22 protein-coding genes are annotated in these 26,165 nt (G+C 61.3%); 9 read left to right on the top strand and 13 right to left on the bottom strand.

Annotated features, from left to right (window positions below; all coding sequences use genetic code 11):
- Positions 1-118 precede the first annotated feature (118 nt).
- Complete coding sequence (thrS, locus tag NW833_RS02275; protein ID WP_414411411.1) at positions 119-1,930, top strand: threonine--tRNA ligase; 1,812 nt, start codon at positions 119-121, stop codon at positions 1,928-1,930.
- On the opposite strand, the gene malQ is transcribed toward thrS, so the two are convergent.
- Entirely contained in the window at positions 1,908-3,536 is a 1,629-nt protein-coding gene (malQ, locus tag NW833_RS02270) for a 4-alpha-glucanotransferase (protein ID WP_414411410.1), read from the bottom strand. The two genes, thrS and malQ, sit on opposite strands and share 23 nt — an antisense overlap.
- An 83-nt stretch (positions 3,537-3,619) precedes the next feature.
- The gene (pyrE, locus tag NW833_RS02265; RefSeq protein WP_414405508.1) at positions 3,620-4,234 is read right to left on the bottom strand and encodes an orotate phosphoribosyltransferase; all 615 of its coding nucleotides are present in this window, start codon (positions 4,232-4,234) and stop codon (positions 3,620-3,622) included.
- A gap of 158 nt (positions 4,235-4,392) precedes the next feature.
- On the opposite strand from pyrE, the gene NW833_RS02260 reads away from it, so the two are divergent.
- Both NW833_RS02260 and recR read left to right on the top strand, forming a co-directional pair.
- Positions 4,393-4,722: a YbaB/EbfC family nucleoid-associated protein gene (locus NW833_RS02260; RefSeq protein ID WP_414393158.1), complete on the top strand. Its 330-nt coding sequence runs from the start codon at positions 4,393-4,395 to the stop codon at positions 4,720-4,722.
- Positions 4,723-4,726: 4 nt separating this feature from the next.
- Positions 4,727-5,326: a recombination mediator RecR gene (gene recR, locus NW833_RS02255; RefSeq protein ID WP_414393157.1), complete on the top strand. Its 600-nt coding sequence runs from the start codon at positions 4,727-4,729 to the stop codon at positions 5,324-5,326.
- 222 nt (positions 5,327-5,548) lie between these two features.
- Here recR and NW833_RS02250 read toward each other — a convergent pair whose 3' ends face one another.
- The 3 genes from NW833_RS02250 to glnA form a co-directional block, all read right to left on the bottom strand.
- The gene (locus NW833_RS02250) at positions 5,549-6,277 is read right to left on the bottom strand and encodes an SDR family oxidoreductase (protein ID WP_414405509.1); all 729 of its coding nucleotides are present in this window, start codon (positions 6,275-6,277) and stop codon (positions 5,549-5,551) included.
- Positions 6,278-6,343: 66 nt separating this feature from the next.
- Positions 6,344-6,925 (bottom strand): hypothetical protein, encoded by a 582-nt coding sequence (locus tag NW833_RS02245; protein WP_414411409.1) that lies wholly within the window; start codon positions 6,923-6,925, stop codon positions 6,344-6,346.
- Between the two features lie 277 nt (positions 6,926-7,202).
- Positions 7,203-8,627: a type I glutamate--ammonia ligase gene (glnA, locus tag NW833_RS02240; RefSeq protein ID WP_414405511.1), complete on the bottom strand. Its 1,425-nt coding sequence runs from the start codon at positions 8,625-8,627 to the stop codon at positions 7,203-7,205.
- Between the two features lie 283 nt (positions 8,628-8,910).
- Between glnA and trxB the strand changes: the two genes are divergently transcribed.
- Positions 8,911-10,329, top strand: coding sequence for a thioredoxin-disulfide reductase (gene trxB / locus NW833_RS02235; RefSeq protein WP_414411408.1), 1,419 nt, complete (start codon positions 8,911-8,913; stop codon positions 10,327-10,329).
- Between the two features lie 8 nt (positions 10,330-10,337).
- On the opposite strand, the gene purL is transcribed toward trxB, so the two are convergent.
- The 3 genes from purL to psaM form a co-directional block, all read right to left on the bottom strand.
- On the bottom strand, positions 10,338-12,632 hold the full coding sequence (purL, locus tag NW833_RS02230; RefSeq protein WP_414411407.1) for a phosphoribosylformylglycinamidine synthase subunit PurL: 2,295 nt from the start codon (positions 12,630-12,632) through the stop codon (positions 10,338-10,340).
- A 4-nt stretch (positions 12,633-12,636) separates the two neighbouring features.
- Entirely contained in the window at positions 12,637-15,060 is a 2,424-nt protein-coding gene (gene recG, locus NW833_RS02225; RefSeq protein WP_414411406.1) for an ATP-dependent DNA helicase RecG, read from the bottom strand.
- A gap of 136 nt (positions 15,061-15,196) precedes the next feature.
- Positions 15,197-15,289 (bottom strand): photosystem I reaction center subunit XII, encoded by a 93-nt coding sequence (gene psaM, locus NW833_RS02220; protein ID WP_414332959.1) that lies wholly within the window; start codon positions 15,287-15,289, stop codon positions 15,197-15,199.
- A 207-nt stretch (positions 15,290-15,496) separates the two neighbouring features.
- Here psaM and glyA point away from each other — a divergent pair, with 207 nt between their 5' ends.
- The 3 genes from glyA to NW833_RS02205 all read left to right on the top strand — a co-directional run bounded on the left by glyA (position 15,497) and on the right by NW833_RS02205 (position 18,592).
- A complete protein-coding gene (gene glyA, locus NW833_RS02215; RefSeq protein ID WP_414393144.1) occupies positions 15,497-16,822 on the top strand; it encodes a serine hydroxymethyltransferase in 1,326 nt (441 codons plus the stop codon).
- Positions 16,823-16,846: 24 nt separating this feature from the next.
- Positions 16,847-17,941, top strand: a complete 1,095-nt coding sequence (locus tag NW833_RS02210; protein ID WP_414411405.1) for a glycosyltransferase family 4 protein — start codon at positions 16,847-16,849, stop codon at positions 17,939-17,941.
- A gap of 90 nt (positions 17,942-18,031) precedes the next feature.
- Entirely contained in the window at positions 18,032-18,592 is a 561-nt protein-coding gene (locus NW833_RS02205) for a hypothetical protein (RefSeq protein WP_414411404.1), read from the top strand.
- Positions 18,593-18,604: 12 nt separating this feature from the next.
- On the opposite strand, the gene NW833_RS02200 is transcribed toward NW833_RS02205, so the two are convergent.
- Positions 18,605-19,132, bottom strand: a complete 528-nt coding sequence (locus NW833_RS02200; RefSeq protein WP_414346831.1) for an adenine phosphoribosyltransferase — start codon at positions 19,130-19,132, stop codon at positions 18,605-18,607.
- A gap of 186 nt (positions 19,133-19,318) precedes the next feature.
- Here NW833_RS02200 and NW833_RS02195 point away from each other — a divergent pair, with 186 nt between their 5' ends.
- On the top strand, positions 19,319-19,750 hold the full coding sequence (locus tag NW833_RS02195) for a hypothetical protein (RefSeq protein ID WP_414393141.1): 432 nt from the start codon (positions 19,319-19,321) through the stop codon (positions 19,748-19,750).
- Between the two features lie 10 nt (positions 19,751-19,760).
- Here NW833_RS02195 and NW833_RS02190 read toward each other — a convergent pair whose 3' ends face one another.
- Positions 19,761-20,594: a DNA adenine methylase gene (locus tag NW833_RS02190; RefSeq protein ID WP_414411403.1), complete on the bottom strand. Its 834-nt coding sequence runs from the start codon at positions 20,592-20,594 to the stop codon at positions 19,761-19,763.
- Between the two features lie 44 nt (positions 20,595-20,638).
- Positions 20,639-22,495 carry a peptidase M3 gene (locus NW833_RS02185; protein WP_414411402.1) on the bottom strand — a complete coding sequence of 619 codons (1,857 nt, stop codon included), beginning with the start codon at positions 22,493-22,495 and terminating at the stop codon, positions 20,639-20,641.
- A gap of 196 nt (positions 22,496-22,691) precedes the next feature.
- On the opposite strand from NW833_RS02185, the gene NW833_RS02180 reads away from it, so the two are divergent.
- Positions 22,692-24,251: a YifB family Mg chelatase-like AAA ATPase gene (locus NW833_RS02180; protein ID WP_414411401.1), complete on the top strand. Its 1,560-nt coding sequence runs from the start codon at positions 22,692-22,694 to the stop codon at positions 24,249-24,251.
- On the opposite strand, the gene recF is transcribed toward NW833_RS02180, so the two are convergent.
- Positions 24,248-25,372, bottom strand: a complete 1,125-nt coding sequence (gene recF / locus NW833_RS02175) for a DNA replication/repair protein RecF (protein WP_414393779.1) — start codon at positions 25,370-25,372, stop codon at positions 24,248-24,250. The genes NW833_RS02180 and recF overlap by 4 nt on opposite strands.
- Before the next feature lie 228 nt (positions 25,373-25,600).
- On the bottom strand, positions 25,601-26,053 hold the full coding sequence (locus tag NW833_RS02170) for a tRNA (cytidine(34)-2'-O)-methyltransferase (protein WP_414393134.1): 453 nt from the start codon (positions 26,051-26,053) through the stop codon (positions 25,601-25,603).
- Positions 26,054-26,165: the final 112 nt, after the last annotated feature.

Genomic DNA, 26,165 nt, shown 5'->3' with positions numbered 1-26,165 from the left:
TTTCTTGGTCAACCGCTGGCTTTAGAGGCATCTCAGCCAGCCAGCTGTTGGTTGTCCTCCTTGGGGCTGCCCTTGCCTCAGCCTAAGATTAAGTACGAAGTTGTTACCGCGGGTTCCGATGTCTCGACCAGCCGAATCGCCTCAACAGGCCAGTAGTCCTCTCAAGCTGCTGCGTACTCAGGAGTCTCCCAAGCTGGAGCGCATTCGCCATACCACCTCCCACGTGATGGCTATGGCGGTGCAGAGGCTGTTTCCCAAGGCGAAGGTAGCCATCGGCCCGACAACCGACTACGGCTTCTACTACGATTTCGACCACCCCGAGCCCTTCACGCCGGAAGATCTGGAGCGCATCAAAAAGGAGATGCAGGCCATTATCAAAAAAGGCTTGCCGGTGATCCGCGAGGAGGTGACTCGAGAAGAAGCTAGACGCCGCATCGAGGCTCTTGGCGAACCTTACAAATTGGAGATCCTTGAGAGCATCCCCGAAGGCGAGCCAATCACCATCTACCACCTGGGGGACGAGTGGTGGGATCTCTGTGCTGGCCCCCATGTGGAAAACACCAACGAGCTCAACCCCAAGGCTTTTGACCTGCTCAGCGTGGCCGGCGCCTACTGGCGGGGAGATGCAACCAAGCCTCAGCTACAGCGCATCTACGGCACGGCCTGGGAGACGCCGGAGGAGCTAAAGGAATACAAGCGGCGGCTGGAAGAGGCCAAGCAGCGGGATCACCGCAAGCTGGGCAGGGAGCTGGGGCTATTTATCTTTTCCGACGAGGTGGGACCGGGCTTGCCCCTTTGGACTCCCAAGGGAACCCTTCTGCGCTGGGTGCTGGAGGATTTTCTCAAGCAAGAGCAGCTCAAGCGAGGCTACTTGCCAGTGGTCACCCCCCACATTGCCCGCGTGGATTTGTTCAAGATCTCCGGCCACTGGCAAAAGTACCGAGAAGACATGTTTCCCCTGATGGCAGAAAGCGAGGAAGCGCGGGCGGCAGAGCAGGGCTTTGTCATGAAGCCGATGAACTGTCCTTTTCACATCCAGATCTACAAATCGGAGCTGCGATCCTACCGCGACTTGCCGCTGCGCTATGCCGAATTCGGCACTGTCTACCGCTACGAACAATCGGGAGAACTGGGGGGCCTGACCCGCGTTCGCGGCTTTACGGTGGACGACGCCCATCTCTTTGTCCGGCCCGATCAGTTGGAGGAGGAGTTTCTCAATGTTGTGGATCTAATTCTGGTAGTCTTCGACAAGCTCAAACTCAAGAATTTCCGTGCCCGCCTTAGCTTTCGCGATCCCAAGTCTGACAAGTATCTGGGATCGCCGGAAGAATGGGACATGGCTGAAAATGCCATTCGCCGTGCCGTGGAGAAGTTGTCGATGCCCTATTTTGAAGGGATCGGAGAGGCAGCTTTCTACGGGCCGAAGCTGGACTTTATCTTCCGCGACGCGCTGGATCGGGAGTGGCAGTTGGGCACGGTGCAAGTAGACTACCAAAACCCGCAGCGCTTTGATTTGTACTACATAGCTGAAGACGGATCCCGGCAGCGGCCGGTAATGATCCACCGCGCTCCCTTTGGCTCGCTGGAGCGGCTCATCGGGATCCTCATTGAAGAGTACGCGGGGGATTTTCCCTTTTGGCTTGCGCCGGAACAGGTGCGCATTTTGCCCGTTTCCGACCAATACCTGGGCTATGCCATCCAGGTGCGGGATCAGCTGCGGGAACAGGGGATCCGCGTCCACATCGATGCCGACAGCGAGCGCCTGCCCAAAAAGATCCGCAATGCCGAGAAGGCCAAGATCCCCTTCATGCTTATCGTGGGAGAACAAGAACAGGCAACCGGCACGGTAAGCGTGCGGCAGCGCCACGGAAAAGACCTGGGATCCCTGACAGTGGCTGAGTTCCTAGCTAAGGCGCAAGCGCTTGAGTAGAACCTGCCTGGGAATGGCTTCTTGGGGCTGCTGCAGCCGCCCGTTCCTGGGCCAGGGCCGCCCGCCGTTGTTCTAGATCATGGGGAGAGATGCGTCCATAGGTCACGCTCATCTCGGCCAGCCGCTGGGCCAGCTCTGGGCGCAGCATCTCCTCGCGGTAGCGCCAGGCCCAGTTGTTTTCGGCTCTGCCGGGAAAGTTCATGCGCGCCTCTGCCCCCAAGCCCATTACGTCCTGGAGGGGAATAATGGCCAAATCGGCCACGGAAGCAAGGGCTAGGCGGATGAGATCCCAGTGGATGCCAGCGGATCCCTGGCAGCCCAGGTAGCGCAGCAGGTTCTGCTTCTCCCACTCCGGGCGATCCGGATCCTCAAACCAACCCACTATGGTGTTGTTGTCGTGGGTGCCCGTGTAGACGACGAAGTTGCGCTCGTAGCTGTGGGGCAGGTGGGGGTTGTCGGGGCCGGCGCCAAAGGCAAATAGCAGGACCTTCATGCCGGGCAGGCTGAATTGATCCCGCAGTTGCACCACCTCTGGCGTAATCTCTCCTCCTAGATCTTCGGCAATGATTGGAATTTCCCCCAGCTTGTCGGCCAACGCCTGAAAGAAATCCGCTCCCGGTCCCTTTTGCCACTCGCCTTCCACCGCCGTTTCTGCCTTGCTGGGAATAGCCCAGTAGCTCTCGAAGCCGCGGAAGTGGTCAATGCGCACATAGTCCACCTGCTTGAGGATGGCCTGGATGCGCCGGATCCACCAGTCGTAGCCGCGAGCCTTAAGCACCTCCCAGTTGTAGAGGGGGTTGCCCCAGCGTTGCCCAGTGGGGCTGAAGTAATCGGGGGGGACGCCGGCTACCCATAGGGGCCGCCCCTCTTCATCGAGCTGAAACAGCTCCCGGTTGGCCCACACGTCAGCACTGTCGGCGGCAACATAGATGGGTACATCGCCAATGAGCTGCACTTGATGCTGGTGGGCATACTCCCTTAGGGATCTCCACTGCTGGGCAAACAGATACTGCCAAAACATCTGGCGGGTGACTGCGTCGGCGTAGCGGTCGCGGGCCTCCTGGAGAGCAAGGGGATCCCGCTGGGCTAGGGCTGGAGGCCACTGAGTCCACTCTTGCTCGCCATACACCTCTTTGAGAGCCATGAAGAGAGCGTAGTCCGGTAGCCAATCCGCCTCCTCGGCACAGTAGGCGTGAAAGGCTTCCCAGTCAGCAGCGCTAGCCTTTTCCTTGAAGGTGGCCCAGGCCCGCTGCAAAAGACCCAGCTTGAAGGGGATGACAATCCCGTAGTCCACCCGCTCAGCATCCCCCGCCTGGATGGCTGGCCACTGGGGCAGCTCCTCCCAGGCGTTGGCCTCCAGCCAGCCAGCTTCGACCAGTAGCTCCGGGCTAATCAGCAGCGGGTTGCCGGCAATGGCAGAAAAGCTCATGTAAGGGGAGTTGCCCCAGCCAGTGGGCCCCAGAGGCAGCACCTGCCAGAGGCGCTGGCCGCTTTCTACCAGAAAATCCACAAACCGATAAGCGGCCGGCCCCAGGTCGCCAATGCCAAAGGATCCCGGCAGCGAAGTGGGGTGCAAGAGGATCCCACTGAGTCTGCCCCTGTGCATGGCTGTGCCTTTTTGCCCAAAAGGTATTCCACCGCCTATGCTGTCACTTTTGCAGCTTGATGGAAAGTCCCCGCACGCCCAAGCTAGCTCCTCAAGCCTTGACCGACAGCCCGGTGGCAAGCCCGCACCTCTTCGAGAGTAAACAGGCGGCGAAAGGGAATCCCCATCTGGCAAAAGCGAGCTTCTGCCCCTTCCTGCCGGTCGACTAAGGCGAGGATTCCTTCTGCCCGATAGCCTGCCGCGCGTACCCGCTCTACAACCTTGAGGGCAGAGCCACCCGTAGTGACGACATCCTCCAAGATCCACACTCGACTCTCGGCTGGCAGTTCTGGCCCCTCGATCCAGGCCTGGGTGCCATGAGCCTTGGGCTCTTTGCGGACAATCAGGGCTGCTAGGTTAGCCGGCTGGGCATAAAGAGAAGCCAAGCTCACTGCCGTCACCAGGGGATCTGCCCCCAGCGTCATCCCGGCAACTGCTGCCGTTTCAGGGGGCAATAGCCGATGAAGCAGGGATCCAGCCAGGTAGGCCCCTTGGGGGTGGAGGGTGACCGGTTTGCAGTTGATGTAGTAGGAGCTCTGCCGCCCGGACGTGAGGGTAAAGGATCCCTCGCGGTAGGCCAGTTGTGCCAGCAAATAGAGCAATTTCTCCCGCGCCTCAGCCGGGGAAAGGTTTAAGGGGGAACACTCCAGTAACAACACAGCAGGGATCCAAGTTTTTCCACTGCACTCGTTGCAACGATAGCCGAAGATGGCAGCCCAACCAAGAAGCCCGATCCAATCTGGAAGGGCAGGTACTTTTACCAACGGAAGGAAAGGAGTAGAGTAGAACAGCAGAGTCTCTCAACTACGAGGATCCCATGACGCGAGGCTTTGGACCCTTTGGCAAGATTCAGGAAGCCCTCAAAAAAGCTCAAGAGGTGCGCGACGGCGCCCAAAAGCTGCAAAAAGAGCTAGAAGAAATGGAAATTGTTGGCGAAGCCGGCAATGGCTTGGTGAAGGTGACGGTCAACGGCAACCAGGAGCCCCTTAAGGTGTCCATAGATCCCCAAGTCCTCCAGGAGCCAGTGGATGTGGTGGAGGACTTGCTGCTGACGGCAATGGTGAATGCCTACACCCAGTCGGCTGAGACGATGCGCAAACGCATGGAGGAACTGACGGCAAATATCAGCCTGCCGGGGCTGGGCTAATCCTGTGTACACTCGCCCTTTGGCTCGCCTAATCGAGGAGCTGCAGCGCCTGCCCGGCATTGGCTCCAAAACCGCTCAGCGGCTCGCCTTGCACTTGCTCAACAGGCCCGCCCACGAGGTCGAGGCCCTGGCCCAAGCCCTACTGGAAGCCAAGCAAACCGTTAAGCACTGCTCCATCTGCTTTAACTGGTCGGCAGAGGATCCCTGCGAGATCTGCCGCTCCCCCCAGCGGGACCGCCTGCTCTGGTGCGTGGTGGCCGATGTCAGGGATCTCATCGCCGTAGAGCGAACGCGCGAGTTTAAGGGTCTCTACCACGTATTGGGGGGCTTGATCTCGCCCATGAATGGGATCGGGGCTGAGCAGTTGCGCATCCGCGAACTGGTGGCACGGGTGGCGCGGGAGAAGCCCCAGGAGCTCATTTTTGCCCTCAGCCCCAGTGTAGAGGGGGAGGTCACCATGCATGTGGTTAAAGATTACCTGAAGCCGGTTGCCCCCAACCTGCGCATGACTCGTCTAGCTTTTGGCCTGCCCATGGGATCCGAGTTGGAGTATGCCGACGAGGTTACCCTGGCCCGTGCCCTAGAAGCGCGGCAGGAGCTGTAGCAGCAGGCTGCCGGAAGGACTGGCTGGGGAGCTAGTCGGTGAAGCCCAGGATCCAAACTCTCCTAGATCAGAGCTGGCAAGGCGTTCCGGGAGGCGGGTGGTGGCGCTAAACACTCTGCCCGAATAGCCGCAAGTAGCTCTCTAGCCCCCCAGCCAAGAGGGGCCTTGCCAAGTTAGCCAGCAGGGATCCCACCTCTAGCCTGGAGGTGCTCTTGGCAAGCTTTAGAGGAACTGATGGCTCTCTGGCTGCAGCACTACCTCATTAGGCACGGCATTGGCCGGCAGGGTGAGGACAAAGCGAATGGCCTCGGCAGCCGTGGCGGGGCTGAGCATTTTGTCCCTTTGCACCTTGAGGCTGATGGGATCCCAGAAGGGGGAGTCGATGCCGCCAAAGTAAAACAGAGTAAAGCGTACCCCAAAGCGCTTCAGCTCGTCAGCCATGCACTTGGTAAAACCGACCACGCCAAACTTGGCAGCACAGTAGGCAGAGGCCATGGCCATGGGGTGGCGACCCAGAATGCCGGGGAAGTTGAGAATATGGCCGGACTTCTGCTCCCGCATGGCGTTGGCCACCAGTTGGCTGGTGTAGAAGCTGCCCTTGAGGTTGACCGCCAGCATCTGCTCCAGGTCAGCGGGGGTAATTTGCGGGGCAGGTTTGAGGATGCCGGCGCCGGCGAGGTTGATTAGCACATCGATCCGCCCGTGCCTCTGCAGCGTTTGGGTCACCAGCGCCTCGACCTGGGCGTAGTCGGTTACATCTGTGGGGATCCCCACTCCAGAAGCAGCCCCGAGGGCTACTGCTTTCTCGGCCAAGGTGGCTAGGGGCCCTTCTCGCCGCGCCGCCAGCACCAGATGGGCTCCGGCCTGAGCCAGGAGAGGCACAAGGGCGCTGCCAATGCCCCCTGTGGCCCCTGTAATGAGAACAACCGCCTGGGACAATGAGGAAGACACGTTACGTTTTTTAAACTCTTCCTCTCATCATACCCAGGGAGTGGCCTTGAGGGACGATCCAGAGAGTTAAACGCGACGCAGCCGCAGTCGTTGCACCCATTCTCCCCCGAAGCGCAGCCAGTCTGCCATTTTTTCTGGACTCACCTGTTGGTCGTCCCGCCAAACAATAAGCTGCGGCCCGGATCCCTCAGCGCAACAAGGAGGATGCTGCTCCAAGAAGCTAAGAAACCTAGGATGGAAGCGCAGGCGAATCTTGGCCTCATCTTCTCCGCGCAAAAGGTAGCGGCGAGAAAACTTGGGATGGTTCTCGAAATTGATATCCTGCATGCCAAAAGCTTTAGCAACGTCGTGGAACAAGGGAACTTCTGGGTGCAGCCGAAAATGAGGTAGCCGTAGGTCTTCGCAATAGGCCCAGAAAACAGACTGGCAATGAGTGCCGCGACTCTTGCCCCAGACAATCCTGCGACTCTCGCCCCTGCCGCTGGGGTACCTATACTGATAGTCAAAGGCACCGATCTCAGTTCCATCGATTAGCCGCTTGGACATTGAGTTGTAGAAACGTCGATCGTAGCCTTGTTCAAATAGTTCAAAGCCTGCCTGAAGCAAGCGGGAGCGGATCCCTTCGGGTAGCTCTGCTGAAAACGACATGCCCAGGCTCCTGGCCACCTGCTCCAAAGCTTCCCGACGCTTCTTCTCTAGATAGTCAACTAGCTTCTCTAGATAGTCAGCTAGATAGACAACAAGCGCCAGAAGGCCTAAGAGAATAAGGACCCAAATTATAAGCCATCCCATCCAAACCCCCCCTGAGTTTGTAAACTCAGCACCCCCATCCAGAGTACCATAGCAGGCACAAAAAAGGGATCCCTCCAGCAAGAAGGGATCCCGTTCAAAAGCCTTGGCCGAGAACTAATGGTTTAGATGAGAATCAGGCGTCGAAATAGAGCGCGAACTCGTAGGGGTGAGGCCGCAGGTTGATGGGGTTGATCTCGTTGTCGATCTTGTACTCGATGTAGGTCTCGATGAGATCCTCAGTGAAGACGCCCCCCTCCAACAAGAAGTCGTGATCCTTCTGCAGGCTTTCCAAAGCATCCAGCAGGGATCCGGGCGTGGAGGGGATCTTGGCTAGCTCCTCCGGCTCTAGATCGTAGATGTCTTTGTCCAGGGGCTCGCCGGGGTGGATCTTGTTCTTGATCCCGTCCAAGCCAGCCATCAGCATAGCCGAGAAGGCAAGGTAAGGGTTGCAGGTGGCATCTGGGCAGCGAAACTCCAGCCGCTTGGCCTTGGGGTTTTTGCCCGTTACCGGAATCCGAATGGCTGCGGAGCGGTTGCCCTGCGAGTAGGCCAAGTTTACCGGCGCCTCAAACCCAGGCACCAGGCGCTTGTAGGAGTTGGTGGTGGGGTTGGTGAAAGCCAGAAGGGCTGGTGCATGCTTGAGGAGGCCGCCGATGTAGTAGAGAGCTATCTCGCTGAGATCCGCGTAGTTGCCTTCTTGGTAGAAGAGGGGCTGGCCGTCTTTCCAGAGAGACTGGTGCGTGTGCATGCCGCTGCCGTTGTCGTTGAAGAGGGGCTTGGGCATGAACGTCACCGTCTTGCCGTGCTTGCGAGCCACGTTCCGGATCACGTACTTGTAAATCATCATGTAGTCGGCAGAGGTGAGCAGGTCGGCAAAGCGGTAGCCCAGCTCTCCTTGCCCGCCAGTGGCCACCTCGTGGTGGTGCTTTTCGATGGGCACCCCCAACTTGGCCATGGTTAGCAACATCTCGGTGCGGAGGTCTTGGTGGGCATCGGTGGGCGGCACAGGGAAATAGCCTTCTTTGTAGCGCGGCTTGTAGCCCAGGTTGCCCCCTTTCTCCTCCCGGCCTGAGTTCCAGCGGCCCTCGATGGAATCGACGAAGTAGTAGCCGGCGTTCTGAGTTTGGTCAAACCGTACATCTTCAAAGATGAAAAACTCTGCCTCGGGCCCAAAGTAAGCCGTATCGGCAATGCCTGTCGATTGCAGGTAAGCCACAGCCCGCATGGCTAGGCTCCGAGGACAACGGCTGTAGGGCTGGCCGGTGCGGGGTTCAATGATGTTACAGATGAGGCTGAGGGTGGGCACTTGGAAAAAGGGGTCGATCCAGGCCGTTTTGGGGTCTGGCACCATGTACATGTCTGACTCGTTGATGGATTTCCAGCCCCGGATGCTGGAGCCATCAAAGGGCAGCCCTTCGCTAAAAACTTGCTCCGTCAGCATTGAAGAGTGGAAGGAGACATGCTGCCAGGTGCCAAAGAGATCCACAAACTTGAGATCCACCATCTGGATATTGTTGTCGTGGATCATTTGGAGCACTTCTTGTGGGGTGGATGCCATGCCTTTCTCCTAACTTGACTTGGGTTGCGGTTGAAACTAAGACAGGCCGAAAGCGCTCACCCATCCTAGAAAGGCCGACACCAGCTTTTTGTATCTTCTGATACAAAGATGACCTGGTTCCAACCTTCCCCCCGTCAAAGAGTAGCCCACCGGCAGTCTGCAGGAGAACGAAAATGAAACTGACAAGCCTTGGACTCGTTGAGGCTGCGGAATCGTGTTAGGCTAAAGCGTAGTCATTACGAGTTTGACTTGATAGTCCCGTTGCGGAAGGGGAGATAGAGCAATGACAAACCAAGGTCGGGTTGAGAATGTGGTCATTATTGGCTCGGGCCCTGCTGGGTTGACTGCAGCCATTTACGCTGGGCGCGCCAACCTGAAGCCGGTGGTGTTCGAGGGGTTTCAAGTGGGCGGGATCCCGGGTGGGCAACTGATGACCACCACCGAGGTGGAGAACTTTCCGGGCTTTCCCGAGGGCATCAGCGGTCCCCAACTGATGAAGAACATGCGCGCTCAAGCAGAGCGGTGGGGGGCGGAGCTGTACGCCGAGGATGTCACCTTTGTGGATCTCAGCCAGCGGCCTTTTGTAGTCCGCTCTGACGAACGGGAAGTGCGCACCCACAGCCTCATTATTGCCACCGGGGCTACGGCCAAGCGCCTGCACCTGCCTGGAGAGGAGATCTACTGGAACCGGGGCATGTCGGCCTGTGCTGTCTGCGATGGGGCCATGCCCATGTTCAGGGGAGTGGAACTGGTGGTGATTGGCGGTGGCGATACCGCCTGTGAGGAGGCCACCTACCTAACTAAGTTTGGATCCCATGTCCATATGCTGGTGCGCAGTGGCAAGATGCGGGCCAGCAAGGCCATGCAAGACCGGGTGCTCAACCACCCCAAGATTACGGTGCACTGGCACACGGAGGCGGTAGAGGTTCTGGGCGACGGCCAGCGCCTGAGGGGCGTGAGGGTGCGCAACAACCAGACCGGCGAGCTGCAGGAGATGGCGGTAGGGGGGGTATTCTACGCCATTGGCCACAAACCCAACACGGACTTGTTCAAGGGGCAGCTGGAGCTGGATGAAGCTGGCTACATTGTCACCCGCCCCGGTTCTGTAGCCACCAGTGTGGAGGGGGTATTTGCCGCTGGGGACGTGCAGGATCACGAGTTTCGTCAGGCCATCACCGCTGCCGGCACCGGCTGTATGGCAGCCATGCTGGCGGAGCGCTGGCTCTCGGAGCGAGGTCTAGCTCAGGAATATCCCGTTGTCCCGCCGAGCCAGCCGGAACTTGCTTCTGCTATCGAGGTAGAGCCTGCGGGAGGCTCCGCTGTCGAGGAGGCCGGTTTTGAGCAGGAGGTGCAAGAGGACCTCGACTTCAACCAAACTTGCCATGAAGGGGGCTATGCCCTGCGGCGGCTTTACCATGAGAGCAATCGCCTGCTGATGGTCAAGTACACGGCTCCCACCTGTACCCCTTGCCATGCCCTCAAGCCAATCCTGAACAAGGTCATCGAAGAGTTTGCCGACAAGCTGCACGTGGTGGAGATCGATATCGAGAAGGAGCCGGAGATTGCCGAGGCCGGCGGGGTAACCTGTACGCCAACGGTGCAGTTTTTCAAAAACAAGGAGCTGGTGGCCCAGGTGGTGGGCGTCAAGCCCAAGTCCCACTACCGCGAGGTGATCCAGGCCAACTTGTCCGAATCAGCCTAGTCTACCAGCTAGTCGGCAAAGGCACTGGAGTAGGCGGCCTGTAGAGCTGCCAAAGAGACCGACAACACGGGATCCCCTTCTGCAGTAGTCACCACCAAGGGATCCGCTGGCCCGCCCACCTGTCCTAGAAGCTGCCACTGGCCGGGAAGCTGCGACTCTAGGTAGGCTTCCCAAGGGGAGCGCTGGGCTGGATCGACGGAAACGAGGATGCGGCTGGATCCCTCGCCAAAGAGAGCTAGATCCCAACGGGTAGACGGAGAGGGGATCCAGATCTTGGCTCCTCGTCCGCCGCTGAGGCAGGCTTCCGCCAGCGCCACGGCTAGTCCCCCCTCACTGCAGTCGTGGGCAGAGCGCACCCACCCCTGCCGGATGCCGTGGCGGCAGGCCGCTTGCACCTGCCTTTCCAGTTTCAGATCCACGGGCGCGGGCCGGCCTGTAACTTTCTGGTAAATGACCGCCAAGTACTCACTCCCCCCCAGGCTGGCGACGGCCTGGGATCCCAAGAGGTAGATGAGATCCCCTTCTTGCTGCCACCCCTGGCCACAGATGAATTTCAAGTCCGAAATGAGACCCACCATGCCGATGACAGGAGTGGGGTAGATGGCCTGGGATCCCTTCTCGTTGTAGAGGGAGACGTTCCCCCCGGTTACCGGCGTGCCCAGGGCGCGGCAGGCATCCCCAATCCCCCGACAGGCCAGGGTCAACTGCCAGTACACCACCGGATTTTCCGGGTTGCCGAAGTTAAGGTTGTCGGTTACCGCCAAGGGATCCGCCCCCACGCAGGAAAGGTTGCGGGCGGCTTCGGCCACCGCAGCTTTGGCCCCCTCATAGGGATCCAGGTACACCCAGCGACCATTGCCGTCTACGGTGGCGGCAATCGCCTTGCGGGAAGCCTGCAGGGGTGGCACCTCGCCTACGCCAAATTTTTGGGAGCGGATGCGGATGACCGCCGCATCCCCCTGTCCCGGCCAAAGGACGGTGTTGTTTTGCACCTGGTGGTCGTACTGGCGATAGATCCAGGCTTTGCTGGCCAGGGTGGGGCTTGCCAAAAGCTGCAGCAGCACCTGCTCCCACGCCAGCGTTTTCTGGGGTAGGTGGATCCCTTGCCGGTCGCAGGGGGGAAGGGTACTGGGATCCCATTGCCAGGCTGCCTGCACATACTCTGGCGGCTCTGGCAACACGGGACGGACGTAAACAGGGGTATCCTCCGCCAAGGCCCGCGCCGGCACTCGCACCACGCAGGATCCCTGGTGCCAGATCTCCACCAGCGGCTCGGCAATGACTTCCCCAACCACGCTGGCCTGCAGGCCCCAGCGGTGGAAGATCTCCATGACCTCTGCTTCCCGGCCTTTCTGCACCACCAGCAGCATGCGCTCTTGGGACTCCGAAAGGAGGTACTCCCAAGCTTCCATGCCGCTTTCCCGGGCCGGCACCCGGTCGAGGTCAAAGCGGATCCCCACCCCTCCCTTGGCCGCCATCTCCGCGGTGGAGCAGGTGATCCCGGCAGCTCCCATGTCCTGCGCGGCCACCACTGCTCCTGTGGCAAAGGCTTCCAGGCAGGCCTCGATGAGACATTTGCCGAGGAAGGGATCCCCCACCTGCACGGCTGGCCGGTCTTGGTGCGCATCTTCTTTCAGCTCGGCGCTGGCAAAGCTGGCCCCCCGGATCCCGTCCCGCCCGGTGGTGGCGCCGACATACAAGACAGGATTACCCACCCCCTGCGCTGCCGACTTCACCACCGCTGGCGTCTCCAAAAGCCCCAAAGCCATGACGTTGACTAGGGGGTTGCCGCTGTAGCAGGGATCCACGGCCACTTCCCCCCCCACCGTGGGCACTCCCACGCAGTTGCCGTAGTGGGCGATCCCCTCCACCACTCTGGCCATCAAGCGGCGGTTGCGGGGATCCGTCAGCGGCCCAAAGCGCAGGGAGTTCAAGAGCGCAATGGGGCGGGCGCCCAGGGTAAAGATATCGCGTAGGATGCCCCCCACGCCGGTGGCCGCCCCCTGGAAGGGCTCCACGGCTGAAGGGTGGTTGTGGGACTCGATTTTAAAGGCCAGCCAGTCCCCATCCCCCAAATCCACCACGCCGGCATTTTCCCCCGGCCCCACCACCACCCGCTCGCCCGCAGTGGGAAAGTTTTTCAGCAGAGGGCGAGAGTTCTTATAGCAGCAGTGCTCCGACCACATCACCCCAAACATGGCCAGCTCGGTGGGGTTGGGATCCCGGCCCAGTTGCTGCTGGATCTGTTGGTACTCTGCCGGGGAGAGGCCGTGGGCCTTGAGTTCTGCAAGGGTATAGGGCATAGGCTTAAGTCAACAAAGCGGGCCCCAAAAGGCGGGCCTGGCGTTCTTCCAGTATGCGGCGCAGGCGGGGCCACTGCTGCAGCTCAGGGTCTTGGGCAATCAGCTGCTCTGCCGCCTGGCGAGCCAACTGCAGCACCTCTTGGTCGTCCATGAGGCTGGCCAGGGCAAAGTCGGGCAGCCCCGACTGGCGGGTGCCCATCACTTCCCCTGGGCCCCGGAAGCGCAGGTCCATCTCGGCAATGAAAAAGCCGTCGTGGGACTGCTCCAGGACTTTGAGGCGGCGCAGGGCCTCTTCGCTTTCGGAGGAGGTCATGAGGATGCAATAGGCCTGGTCGGAGCCCCGTCCTACCCGTCCCCGCAGTTGGTGGAGCTGGGAGAGGCCAAAGCGCTCGGCATGCTCTACCAGCATCACCGAGGCGTTGGGCACATCCACGCCCACCTCCACCACCGTGGTGGAAACAAGAATATCCAGCTCCCGCCGGCGAAAGGCCTCGATAACCGCCTCCTTCTCGCTGCTGCTCAGGCGCCCGTGCAGCAGGCCCACCCGGAACTGGGGGAAGACTTTCTCCTGCAGGCGCTGGTGCTCTTCGATGGCCGACTTGAGATCCAGCTTCTCCGACTCCTCAATCAAAGGCAGCACCACGTAGGCCTGCCGCCCCTGGGCAATTTCCCGCTCGATAAGCCGCACCACCTGCAGGCGATCCCCCGGTCGAGCTACCACCGTATGCACCGGCTTGCGCCCCGGGGGCAACTCGTCAATCTGGGTTACGTCCAGATCCCCGTGCAGGGCCAGGGTGAGGGTGCGGGGGATGGGTGTAGCCGTCATGGTCAGGACATCGGGGTGATCCCCTTTTTGTTGCAGGGCAGCCCGCTGCTCTACCCCAAAACGGTGCTGCTCGTCGATGACCACCAAGCCCAGGTTGCGAAACTGCACCGCCGGCTGGATGAGGGCATGGGTGCCGACTACCAGGGGCAGCTCCCCGGTTTGCAACTGCCGCAGGATCTCGCGCCGCTTGGCGGGGGGTGTGGAGCCGGTCAAGAGTTCAACGGGCACTTGCAGTTGGCTGAGCCACTCCACCAGCTTGCGGTAGTGTTGCTCGGCCAGGACTTCGGTGGGAGCCATGAGGGCCGCCTGCCAGCCGGATTGAATGGCTGCCAGCAAGGCCGCCACCGCCACCACCGTTTTGCCGGATCCCACATCCCCCTGTAGCAGGCGGTTCATGGGCAAGGGATCCCGCAGATCCGCCAGGATCTCATCAATGGCCCGCTGCTGGGCCGCAGTAAGCTGGAAGGGCAGGATTTGGTAGAAGCGATCCAAGAGCTCCCCTCTGGCCGGCTGGTAGCGAGGTACAGCCTGAGCTTGGGCGCGGTAGCGCTGCCGCCGCTGCAAGAGGCTAAGTTGCAGATAGAAAAACTCGTCGAACACCAGCCGCCGCCGGGCTTGGGCCAGCAGCTCTCGCGTTTCAGGAAAGTGAATCTGCTGCAGGGCAAGGGGCAAGTCCAAAAGCTGCAACTGCCGCTTCAGGTTCTCTGGCAAGGGATCCTCCACCAAGGCGGCTGCTGGCAGGGCAAGCTGAACGGCCTTGCGCACCAGATCGGCGGGGATCCCTTCTGAGAGCGGGTAAACGGGCAGGATCTTGCCCAGCTTGTCCGGATCCTCGCCCTCTCCCCCCAGCACCTCCAGTTGCGGGTTATCCAGCGTCAGGCCAAAGCGGCCTTTCTTCACCAAGCCACTGGCCGCCACCACTGCTCCCCTGGGGTATTGCCGCTCTAGGGCTGCCTGCCAACTGCGCTGGGCAAATTGCCGCCCGCTGTAGAAGCGGCTGAGGGTGACTATGCCGCTTTTGTCGGCAATCTTGAGGTTCAAGATGGTCAGCAAGGGGTTCTTGGGGCTGGTGAAGCAGCTGCAGCTTTTCACCGTCCCTACCAGGGTGACCGTCTCCCCCACCTTGGCCTGGCGAATGAGCACCCGGCGAGAATAGTCCAGGTGATCCCGTGGGAAGTAGTAGAGGGCATCGCGCACAGTGTGCAGGCCCAGTTGCGCCAGCTTCTCCGCTGACTTGGGGCCAATGCCTTTGAGAAATTGCAGCGGCTGCTCCAAGCTAAGGCCCTTGGGCGGGGGCAAAGCAGGGCTGGGTGGGGCGGAGTGGGCTTGTTCTTGCTGCCGCCGGAGACGCTCCAGCCAGCGGCGGGTTTCTGCCACCAGGTGCTGCCGCTCCGACAGCTCTAGCTGGGGGTAGAGGCGATAGCGGGATCCCAGTTCCCGCCAGCGCCGTCGGTCATCCCCATCCAGGCTCCAGTGGGAAGGCGGATCTTGACCAAAGATGCTTTGCAAAAACTGGGAAAAGGTTTGCTCTCTCCCTCGCAGGTCGGTAAACCCCACCTCTGCTTCTAGAGAAAGGGCGCGCTGAACTCGCTGGAGATCCACCTGGCTCAAGTTGCTTCCGGGCTGGCTACCGGTAGTGTCTCTTATCCAACTTTAGCCAATAGCAACACTCACCCGTTTGACCACTAAAAAGGGCCTACCCAGGGGTAGGTCCTGCAGAGCAGCCTTTTGCTAGAAACTAGCTGCGAGCCAGGGCGGATCCCAGGAGCACGGCCATCACTGCCGGCACTAGGGCAATGGCCAGGATGGTGAAAACTTGTGCGTCGGTCATAGCCAACTCCCTAAAACCCTGCCCCCCACTTTACCTTGGCCAGCGGCCAGACCCAGGGCCGAAAAACATTCTTTACAAAGCCTCCCCTGGCCCCTGGGGATCCCCTGGCCTAGCCCCCCTGTGTTACGATGTTGCTCCGTAGGACTGTTGCGACGGCAGGGCGCTGCTGGGCTTTTTTTGTCGGCAACGTTTGCTTTTGGCGTCACCATGGTAGCCGCTCCCCAAAGCTTGACCACTCCCCGGGACAACCTGGCCATCCTGGCGGAAACGGATCCCATCGTTTACCGCCTGATTCAGCAGGAGCTAAACCGGCAGCGGGATCACCTGGAGATGATTGCCAGCGAGAACTTCACCTCGCCGGCTGTCCTGGCGGCCCAGGGATCGGTGCTCACCAACAAGTATGCGGAGGGGCTGCCCGGCAAGCGCTACTACGGTGGCTGCGAGTTTATCGACGAGATCGAACAACTGGCCATCGACCGCGCCAAGCAACTGTTTGGAGCAGCCCACGCCAATGTGCAGCCTCACTCCGGCGCCCAGGCCAACTTTGCCGTTTTCCTGGCCCTGCTGCAGCCGGGAGACACGATCATGGGCATGGATCTCGCCCACGGTGGCCACCTTACCCATGGCTCGCCAGTCAATGTCTCCGGCAAGTGGTTCCGCGTGGTGCACTATGGGGTGGATCCCAAGACGGAGCGAATCGATTTTGACCAGGTGCGGGATCTGGCCCTGCAGCACCGGCCCAAGCTCATCATCTGCGGCTATTCGGCCTATCCTCGGGTCATTGACTTTGCCGCTTTCCGTGCTATTGCCGACGAGGTGGGGGCCTATCTGATGGCCGATATCGCCCACATTGCCGGCCTGGTGGCCACTGGGCACCACCCCAACCCCGTGCCCATCTGCGATGTGGTAACTACCACTACCCACAAGACGCTGCGGGGGCCACGCGGGGGCCTGATTCTCACCCGCGACCCGGAACTGGGCAAAAAGCTGGACAAGGCGGTGTTCCCCGGCAGCCAGGGTGGGCCGCTAGAGCATGTCATTGCCGGCAAGGCGGTGGCCTTTGGGGAAGCGCTGCAGCCCAGCTTTGTCCAGTACTCAGCCCAGGTAATCGCCAATGCCCAGGCGCTGGCGGCGACTCTGCAGCGGCGTGGCATCCGCTTGGTTTCGGGGGGCACCGACAACCACCTGATGTTGTTGGACCTGCGCTCGGTCTCGGCGGTGCTGGAGAAAAACGGGGCGGCGGATCCCGTGATGACGGGCAAGCGGGCGGATCGCCTGATGGACGAGATCCACATCACCGCCAACAAAAACGCCATCCCCTTCGATCCGCAGCCGCCCCTCGTGGCCAGCGGCCTGCGTCTGGGATCCCCGGCCTTGACCACCCGCGGCCTAGGGCCGGCAGAATTCGAGGAAATCGGGGAGATCATTGCCGATTGCCTGTTCCGACCGGAGGATCCAGGCGTTCTTGAAGACTGTCGTCAGCGGGTTGCTCAGCTCTGCCGCCGTTTTCCGCTCTACCCTCACTTGGGATAGCCGCCATCCTCGCTACGGCCTGCCATGCCCTACTTGGTTGCCTTTCTCGCTGCTGCCTGTGTGGTCTTGTGGGCAACCCCGGTGGTGAAGGCGGTCGGGATCCGCAGCGGCCAGTTGGATTTTCCTGACGAGCGCAAGATCCACCGGCAGCCGATGGTGCGCCTGGGGGGGGTCTCCATCTTTTTCGGCAACCTGGTGGCGCTGCTTGTGCTTTGGGGAGCCGGAGCCTTTGCCGGCCTGCGCCCCGAGCAGGAGTACGAGATCTGGGGGGTGACGATTGGCGGCGTTTTGTTTTTCCTAATTGGCTTGGCGGATGATCTGTTTCAGTTGTCGCCTTTTTCGCGCCTGGCGATGCAATTGGGAGTGGCTGCGGCGGCTTGGGGAGTGGGGGTGCGCATCGAATTTATCAACCTGCCGCGGATCGGCATCTGGCCGTTCCCTGCATGGCTGAGCCTAGTGATTACCTTGCTGTGGCTGGTGGGGATGGCCAATGCCATCAACTTTATGGACGGGCTGGATGGCTTGGCGGCAGGGGTGTCGGGGATCGCGGCAGTCGTGATGCTGATGGTAACCCTGCTCTTGGATCGGCCGGCGGCAGCCATGCTGGCGGCAGCCTTAGCGGGGGCTTGTCTGGGGTTTTTGCGCTACAACTTTAACCCGGCGCAGATCTTCATGGGGGATGGGGGAGCCTACTTTCTGGGCTTTACCCTGGCCGGGATCGGGGTCATTGGGGTGGCCAAGGGGGTGACCACCCTGGCGGTGGCTCTGCCGTTTTTTATCCTGGCCGTGCCGATTCTGGATATGTCTGCTGTGATCCTCAAGCGCTTGGCCAGAGGCAAATCCCCTTTCCATCCCGACAAGGGCCACTTGCACCATCGCCTGCTCAAGGCTGGCCTGTCCCAGCGGCATTCGGTGCTGCTGATTTACGCCATGACCCTCTGGGGGGGATCCCTGGCCCTGGCCTTGGCCGGCCTGCCAGCAGGGGGCACCTATCTGGGCGGGGCCTCGCTGGTGTTGGCGGGGGTGGCCTGGGGAGCTTGGCAACGGCATCGCCAGCGGCAACAGTCTTCTGAGGATTCCGAAGCTCAAGCAGAGCCAATCAACTCAAAAAAGGATTAAGCTCGTCAACTCAAAAAAGGATTAAGCTCGGCTTGTTCCCAGCCGCCTGCCTGCCTAGACTGGAGGGGATCCCGTCTGCCGCCTTGACCGATGCGTCCTACACCGGAGCTGGCAGCCCTCTTGCGCCGCACCGCCGATCGCCTGCAAGCTCAGCACTGGGGTTTTTGGGATCGCGAGTACTGCTGGCGGGATAGCACCCGCTGCAATTGTGGCCTTTTGGTGCGGGAAGCCCTGGGCTGGGATCAGCAGCAGCTTAGCCTGCACATCCACCGCGGCACCTGGCGCTCCATTGCCCAAACGGCCTACCGCACCGCTGCCTATGTCGCGAGGGATCCTTCCCACTGCGAGGCTACGGGCCTACGGCTGGGATATGTGTTTGAAAAGATGGCAGAGCTGGGGTTTGACCAGCCAGAAGACTTTGCCGCCCTGGAAGAGCTAAGCGATCCGGTCATCCTGGCCCGCCTGGCCGAAAAAGGGGTAGAGCCGCTGCGGCGCGACTACGCCCCCCACGTGGCCCTCTACATGCGGGAGCTGGCCGACTGGATTGAGGAACAACTGCAGGCCCAGGCTCAGCTCAGCCCCTTGACTCAACCTCTGCCCAAAGCTAAGGCAACAAAAGTAGCCGTCCGCCAGCCGCTACGCCTGCGGTGAGGGGCAAATCCCTCAGTTGGAGTCTTCCACCATCAGCACGTGGGTTGGGATTTGTGGAGGAAGAAGCTTGCGGCCCGACAAGAAAGCTAGCTCGATTAGAAAAGCAAACCCGCCTACCTGGGCGCCACTCTGAGCCACCAGTTCAGCCGTGGCGGCGGCGGTGCCGCCAGTTGCCAAGACGTCATCGACAATCACCACCCGATTGCCAGGGCGCAGGGCGTGGGCTTGTAGTTGGAGCTCGTCTTGGCCATACTCCAGCGTGTAGGTTTGGCTGAGCACTGGCGGCGGCAGTTTGCCGCGCTTGCGAACGGGGACAAACCCCAAACCCAGGTGTTGGGCCAAGGCAGCCCCCAAAATAAACCCCCGCGACTCAATGCCCACCACGTAATCTAGGGATCCCATGGTGGCAGTGCCGGCGGCCAACTGTTCGATAGCGGCCCGAAAGCCCGCTGGATTCTGCAGCAAGGGGGTTATGTCGCGAAAGAGGATCCCGGGCTTGGGAAAATCGGGCACTAGGCGGACAAGGGGGCGCAGATCCATGAGTTCTCCTGGCTTAGCAGTGGCCAGCTCAAAGGGTGTAGAAGGCCGCTCCCAGCAACCCATCATAGCCGCTCAGGGCCTTAGCGAACGGGTTTCCTTTTGGCCAAGCTGGCAAGGCCGGAGATTATAATTGCAAGGCTAGGGGCCGCGGCTCATTCTTTTTGTTCCTGACCTTGGAGATTTCCCATGCGCTATTACATGGCCATTGACTCCAACCCCCTGGCAAGTTTGCCCCTGGCGCTGTTTGGGGTAGGCAGTGAGTCGGCCTACGTTGACCTGCTCCAGGACAAGCTAGTAGTGCGGGCGGGCAACTTGTTCAACGAAACCTTTTCTCTAGGCGAGCTGGGACGCGGGGAGCGCTTCTCTTGGCCCTGGTTCTACGGCCTGGGCGTGCGCACCGATTTCCAGGGACTGGTTGGCGCGGTAACCAGCACCCAGGGGGTGATTGCCATTCCGCTGCTCCAGGAAAAGATGCTTTTCATTCCCTTGGTAGGTCCCCTGGGGCTGCAAGTACCCTGCAAAAAGCTGGTCTTCAGCCTCCGAGATCCGGATACCTTTTTGGCCAATTTCAACCAGGAGCGCCCCGATGGCGGGCCCAAGAATGTGGTGATCGAGTAGCTAGGTCCGGCTACCTTGACAAGACCAGCACCTCGGTGACGGGACCGCGCTTGCGGCCGTGGCAGTTGATGGCGCGGCTGGCCACGATGGTGTGGATAGGATAGCCCCTGTACAGCTCTCGCACAAAAGGGCAATCTGAGTTGGACAGCAGCACGTGCACGCCTCGGTCGGCCAGGATCCCAAAAACTTCTCGCAAGCGGATCTGCTCCGCTTGGCCAAAGGCGTACTGACTATAGGCGGTAAAGCTGCTGGTTTCTGAAACCGGGTAGTAGGGCGGATCCAAATAGACAAAATCGCCGGGCTGGGCCCGCTCCAACACCTGCTCAAACGACTGCACCAAGATCTTAGCCCGTTGCAGGACACGGCTAGCAGCCCGCAAGTTGTCGGCATCACAAATGCGCGGGTTGCGGTAGCGGCCCAGGGGTACGTTGAACTCGCCGCTGGCGTTTTCCCGGTAAAGCCCGTTGTAGCAAGTTTTGTTGAGGTAAATTAGTCGCGCCGCCCGCTGGACAGGGTCAACTGGCTTGGATGCCCGCAGGGCGTAGTAGTAGTCGCGGCTGTGGTGGGCCTGGTGGTAGGCTAGCAGTGCCACCACCTCCTCCACCCGATCCCTCACACAGCAGTAGGCGTTGACCAAGTCAGCGTTGATGTCGGATAGCACAAAACCCCGCTCGGGGTAAACCTGGGCCAGGTGGAAAAACACCGCCCCGCCACCCAAAAAGGGCTCATGATAAGTGCCCCAGTCGCGGGGGAAGAAGGGCTCGTACTGGCTTAGCAGCCCCCATTTCCCTCCTGCCCACTTGAGGAAGGGGCGGGCTTTGAGGTGCTCCCTCCCCCTCTGCAAGGAGCTCCTTCCGGCTACGCCAAAGGCCAGCTGGCTGCAGCCCCCTAGTCTTGATTCTCTTCGAGCAGCTCTTCCAGCACCTCGATCCAATGCTCCAGTTCCTCCAACCCCTGCAACACCTCCTCCGGCTCGCTCAAGTCCACCTGGAGCAACTGGGCCGATTCTCCCCAAGTCAAGGATCCAGGCGGGCTAGCCAGCCAATTTAGGTAGCGGGGCAAAAAGGTACGCGGAGACAGATGATACTGGCGGTGGCAGGCCAGGGCCACTAGGCTGGCCAGGCTGACCTGAGGAGCGCTGAAGGGTCGCAGAAACAGCTCCGGCATCCCCACCCAGCAGAACTGGTCTTCCGGCAACAGCTCCACCGCATCGCCGCACAGCTCCTGGATCAGCTTTAGCCACTCTTCGCCGACCCAGGAGGTAGGGCTGGCCTTGGAGGAAGCTAGTGGAGCGGTGTTCTCCGAGCGATAGAGGAGCAGCTCCAGCCGGGCAATCAGGCTCTGGTAAAACACGGCCTGCAACTGTGCCTCCAGGTGGTGAATCAAGAGGGCCTGGGCCAAGGTAAAGACCTCCAGCCCGCTTGCACGATTTCGAAGAGGGGGTGGCGCCGGTGTACCCCGTGCCGCTCCAAGCAGGTAGTCTAGCAGCACCTGCTGTAAAAACGCGGTATGCACCCGAATTTCCCAGGAGGGCTGGACAGATCCCTGCAGCTCCTCCAGATCCAGCCAAACTCGAGGCCCCTCAGGCCGGAGCCGCCGGCTGAGGGCTTCAAGGGCTTGCAGCAGGGAGGCAAGGGGTTCACTTCCTGGCCATGGCCTCTCTGGCTCGCCAGGGGGTGCCTCCCGTTCGGAGCTGACTTCCAGTAACCAGGGTTTGGCGTGGGCCGCGCACTCAGGGCAGAACTCTTGCAGGGCTGCCCAGACTAGGGAGGTGGCTTCGGCAGCAGCAAGAGGTGGGACGGGCTCCCCCCAGGGTGCGTAGAGGTCGCAGAGGCGAATGGAGCGGCTCATGGCGCGGCTTTTCAGGCGGTAGTAGCGCTGGAACAGGTCGAAGCGATCGTGGATCCCGTCCAGCAGATGTTCCCAAAAGGCCTGGCCAAGGCCGTGGCGAGCTAGGTAAAGATCGGCAGCAGAATCGTAGCCCCGCCACTGGGCCTCCCAGAGGTGGTCGCGAACCAGGATGCTGAGAATAAACCCTCCCAGCTCCGCATGGGCTTCCAGATGGTGGCACAAGCGCTGGTAGGCCGCCCAGCGAACCTCGGCACTGGGATGGGTTTGCAGGTTCTGGAGGTGGGCGAGGGTGTTAGCTGACTGCTGTTGGGGAGGCAACAGGCCCTGGTCGCCGAGGGAGCTGAGGGTGACTTGCCACAACTGCCGCCAGGCCAAGCGTCCAGCCAGGCGCTGCTGGTGCAGTAAGCGCTCTAGAGGCTCCGCCTGTCGGTGACCCCGCTGGTGGAGGAGGCCACACAGAAACTGACGAAAGGGGCGTAGCCGCGGCTCGACATGGGCAGCAGCTAAAAGATCCAAGCGCCCATCCTCTGGCGGCAACTCGGCGGCAGAGTCGTCGGGGGAACCAGCCAACAGCGACTGCAGCTCTAGAGAGAAAAACAGCAAGTGGCTTTGCAGGGAGATAGCCCGCTCCAGATCCCGCCAGCTTGGAGCCTGAAGAGGGGTAGCCGGGATCCCTTCCCTGCCCTCCGCAAGCTGAGCCGCCAGAGCTTGCGTTAGCTGCGACAAGACTTGCAGCGCCTTCCCCAGCTCTGGTGGGCTGAGCTGGGCCACCTGCCCCCGGTAGCAGCGGGCAAACTCCTGCACCTGCTCCTCCAGGTCCTTCCAGGCTGGGGCGCCTTCTTGCCCAGAGCTGGAGAAACGCTCAAAAGGGGGTTCAGCAGCAGAAGAGACCACTGGCACCAGCCTCCTAGAGATGGGGGCAACCCCTCCGTGGCTTGGCGGCTGAGCAGACCCAGTAGCCTCTGATCCCGGCCAACTCTAGAGTCACCGCTTCCCAGGAATAAGCCTGCACAAGCCAATGTACTTCCTCCAGGATAGGTGTCGGGAGACAATCATTCGGTGGAAAAGCTTTCCGGAGGAGGCGACGCCTTTGTTTGCTCAGGTCACTGCTGCTGCTCTCCTGGGACTCAAGGCCGTGCGGGTCACGGTGGAGGTGGATGTGGGCGGTGGCTTGCCCCAGATTATCCTAGTGGGGCTGCCAGACACAGCCGTTCAGGAGGCCAAAGAGCGGGTGCGGGCGGCCATCAAGAACTCCGGCTTTGCCCTGCCGCAGCGGCGGATCATCGTCAACTTGGCTCCCGCCGATCTGCGCAAAGAGGGCCCCAGCTTTGATCTTCCCATCGCCATCGGCATTCTGGCTGCTGCCGGGGTCATCGAGAAAGAAGCGCTGGCCAACACCCTCCTGGTGGGGGAATTGGCCCTGGATGGCACCTTGCGACCCGTGGCCGGAATCCTGCCCATTGCCGCCGGTGCCGCTGAGATGGGGATCCGCCGCCTGGTGGTGCCCCAGGAGAATGGCCCGGAGGGGGCTTTGGTGCAAGGGATCCAGGTGTACGGGCTGCCCTCCTTAGCGGCGGTGGTGAGCTGGCTGCAAAACCCCCAGGGGGTTGAGCCGCTGCGGATCCAGCCGGAGCAGCTGCTAGCAACTGAACCAGAACCCCTGTTGGATTTGGCCGATGTGAAGGGGCAAGAACAGGCCCGACGGGCCTTGGAGATTGCGGCAGCCGGCGGGCACAACCTGCTGCTGGTGGGCAGCCCAGGAGCGGGCAAGACCATGCTGGCGCGTCGTCTGCCCGGCATTTTGCCTCGGCTGCAGTGGGAGGAAATGTTGGAGATCACCCGCATCTACTCAGCAGCTGGCCTGCTGCGGCAAAACCTGCACCTGGGAGGCCAAACCCCCCTGATCACCCAGCGGCCCTTCCGTGCTCCCCACCATTCGGCCTCGGCAGTGGCGCTGGTGGGCGGTGGCCCCTACCCCAAGCCTGGCGAGATTTCCCTGGCTCACCACGGTGTCTTGTACTTGGACGAACTGACGGAATTCCGCCGCGAGGTTTTGGAGGTGCTGCGCCAGCCCCTGGAAGACGGCAAGGTTACCATCTCCCGCGCCCGCCTTTCCCTGGAGTTTCCCGCCCAAACCACCCTAGTGGCCTCCACCAACCCCTGCCCCTGCGGCTTCTACGGGGATCCTGTTCAGCCCTGCACCTGCACGCCGCAGCAGCGGGAGCGCTACTGGTCGAAGCTCTCCGGCCCCCTGCTAGATCGCATTGATTTGCAGGTGTGGGTCAACCGCCTCAAGCCGGAAGAAATTGTCCGCCTTCAGGGCGGCGAGTCGTCCCAAGCCGTGCGGCAGCGGGTGGAACAGGCGCGGCAGCGCCAACGGCAGCGCTTCCAGGACGAGCCCGGGATCCACTGCAACGCCCAGATGCAGCCCCGCCACCTGCGGCAGTGGTGTGCTCTCTCGGATCCCTGTCGCAAGCTCCTCGAGAGCGCCATCCAAAAGTTAGGCCTCTCTGCGCGGGGGAGCGACCGCATCCTCAAGGTGGCCCGCACCATCGCCGATCTAGAGGGTGCCGAGGCCATTGCCCCTGCCCACATCGCCGAGGCCATTCAGTATCGCAGCCTGGACCGCGGTCGGCCTGCTTTAAGCTAAGGGGAGGGAGAAATTTGCCCCTTGTGCACTTGCAGGATTTGCGCTCCCTTGAGCCAAGCGGCGTCGAAGGAGCCCAGGTGGGTGGTGGTTACCAAAGTTTGCACCCGCTCTTGAATGGCCTCCAAGAGCTGGTTTTGGCGGTGCAGGTCCAGCTCCGCCAGCACGTCGTCCAACAGCAGCAAGGGCGGATCCCCCTTCACCTGCTCGATCAGCTCCAGCTCCGCCAGTTTGAGGGCCAAGACCAAGGTGCGCTGTTGCCCCTGGGATCCGTAGGCGCGGGCAAGCTGTCCGTCGAGGCTTAGCTCCACCTCGTCTCGGTGGGGGCCGACTAGAGAGGTGCCCAGGGCCCGTTCGGCAGCGGCCTTGGCACGGATCTCCGCCAACAACTGGGCTTGAACCCCTTCGGGATTGGCCTGGGGATCCAGCAAAGGCACCTGCGGACGGTAGGCAAGGCTGAGAGTCTCCCGACCACCGCTGATGACTTGGTGCCAGTGGGCGGCTAGCGGCTCCAGACGCTGCAACAGCCGGGCGCGGCGGCGCATGATGCGACTGCCACTGGTGGCCAGCTGAGCGTCCCAGAAGGCCATCTGCAAGTCCCTGTCGCTAGCAGCAGCGGGATCCTGTTTCAGGAGGGCATTGCGCTGCTTGAGGATCTGGCGATACTGCTCCACCAGGCCAAGGTAGGCCGGCTCCAGCTGCAGCAACACCCCATCCAACCAGTTGCGCCGCGCCTCTGGCCCCCCTCGCACCAGCTCCAGATCCAGGCTGGAGAAGACCACCGCATTCACTTGCCCTAAGAACTCAGATTGTCGCCGTAGCGCCTGGCCGTTAACCTTCAGGGAGCGTCCCCCTTGGCTGCGTAGCTCCATCACCAGCTCGTGGGCTACCCCTAGCCGCTCCACGGTGGCGGCAATCCGCGCCTTCTCTTCCCCCTGCTGCACCATCTCCCGATCGCGACCGGCCCGCCGCGAGCGCAAGGTGGCCAAGAGCTCCACTGCCTCCAAGAGGTTCGTCTTGCCCTGGGCGTTTTCCCCCACCAGGATGGTCTTGGGTGCCTCGAAGGGGATCCCTTGATCCCGGTAGTTGCGAAAGTGCCACAGATGGAGAAAACATAGGTACACTTGGTGCGCCTTTGGCTTGGGGGAACGGCCCTCGCCAAGGAGGGCTTCCACTTTAACGCAATTAGCCTAGGAACAGGCGCACCTGGCTTCAGCCAAGGAGGGGCTGACCGAGAAAGCTGGGCTCCTGGACGCAACAGCTGCCAAGTCCAGTCACTAGAGCTGCGTCAGCTAGTGAACCAGGGGTTGGAGCAGGTGCAGCTTGTTGCGGCAGGCGTAGGGCTGTCAAGTTTAGGTGGGAAATCCCTGTTGGCGTAGGGCTTCAAAGAGGGCAATGGCGACTGCATTGCTGAGGTTAAGGCTGCGCACCGGCCCGCTCAAGGGGATGCGCACGCTGGGATAGGTTTCCAAGAACATGGGATCCAAGCCCCGGCTTTCGCTGCCAAACACCAGCCAGTCTCCGGGTTGATAGGCCACCTCGGTGTAAAGGGCCTTGCCGCGCACGCTAAAGCACCAAAATCTTGCCTCGGGGTGGGCTTGCACCAGGGCCTCCCAAGAGGGGTAGCGATGCAGTTGGACGTGCTCCCAGTAGTCTAGCCCCGCCCGCCTGAGGTAGCGATCCGAGAGGCGAAACCCCAAGGGATCCACAAGGTGGAGGGGCGTGCGGGTAGCGGCACAGGTGCGGGCGATGTTGCCGGTGTTGGCCGGGATCTCCGGAGCCACCAAGACGACGTGGAAAGGCATACGCTCAGCTCACTTGCTGCCAAAGCCGCGGCTGTGGGGGGGGGGGGGGGGGGGGGGGGGGGGGGGGGGGGGGGGGGGGGGGGGGGGGGGGGGGGGGGGGGGGGGGTGGGGG

This window comes from Synechococcus sp. O70.1 (genome assembly GCF_047462215.1).
In the GTDB taxonomy this organism is placed as follows: Bacteria; Cyanobacteriota; Cyanobacteriia; order Thermostichales; family Thermostichaceae; genus Thermostichus.
Note: the sequence above shows the minus strand (reverse complement) of the source record. Positions and strands in the feature narration are given on the sequence as shown.

Excerpts from the sequence above, each read along its gene's own strand:
- thrS (WP_414411411.1), top strand. The coding sequence starts at position 119 with ATGTCTCGACCAGCCGAATCGCCTCAACAGGCCAGTAGTCCTCTCAAG.
- malQ (WP_414411410.1), bottom strand. The coding sequence starts at position 3,536 with ATGCACAGGGGCAGACTCAGTGGGATCCTCTTGCACCCCACTTCGCTG.
- NW833_RS02260 (WP_414393158.1), top strand. The coding sequence starts at position 4,393 with ATGACGCGAGGCTTTGGACCCTTTGGCAAGATTCAGGAAGCCCTCAAA.
- NW833_RS02245 (WP_414411409.1), bottom strand. The coding sequence starts at position 6,925 with ATGTCGTTTTCAGCAGAGCTACCCGAAGGGATCCGCTCCCGCTTGCTT.
- glnA (WP_414405511.1), bottom strand. The coding sequence starts at position 8,627 with ATGGCATCCACCCCACAAGAAGTGCTCCAAATGATCCACGACAACAAT.
- trxB (WP_414411408.1), top strand. The coding sequence starts at position 8,911 with ATGACAAACCAAGGTCGGGTTGAGAATGTGGTCATTATTGGCTCGGGC.
- purL (WP_414411407.1), bottom strand. The coding sequence starts at position 12,632 with ATGCCCTATACCCTTGCAGAACTCAAGGCCCACGGCCTCTCCCCGGCA.
- psaM (WP_414332959.1), bottom strand. The coding sequence starts at position 15,289 with ATGACCGACGCACAAGTTTTCACCATCCTGGCCATTGCCCTAGTGCCG.
- glyA (WP_414393144.1), top strand. The coding sequence starts at position 15,497 with ATGGTAGCCGCTCCCCAAAGCTTGACCACTCCCCGGGACAACCTGGCC.
- NW833_RS02210 (WP_414411405.1), top strand. The coding sequence starts at position 16,847 with ATGCCCTACTTGGTTGCCTTTCTCGCTGCTGCCTGTGTGGTCTTGTGG.
- NW833_RS02205 (WP_414411404.1), top strand. The coding sequence starts at position 18,032 with ATGCGTCCTACACCGGAGCTGGCAGCCCTCTTGCGCCGCACCGCCGAT.
- NW833_RS02200 (WP_414346831.1), bottom strand. The coding sequence starts at position 19,132 with ATGGATCTGCGCCCCCTTGTCCGCCTAGTGCCCGATTTTCCCAAGCCC.
- NW833_RS02195 (WP_414393141.1), top strand. The coding sequence starts at position 19,319 with ATGCGCTATTACATGGCCATTGACTCCAACCCCCTGGCAAGTTTGCCC.
- NW833_RS02170 (WP_414393134.1), bottom strand. The coding sequence starts at position 26,053 with ATGCCTTTCCACGTCGTCTTGGTGGCTCCGGAGATCCCGGCCAACACC.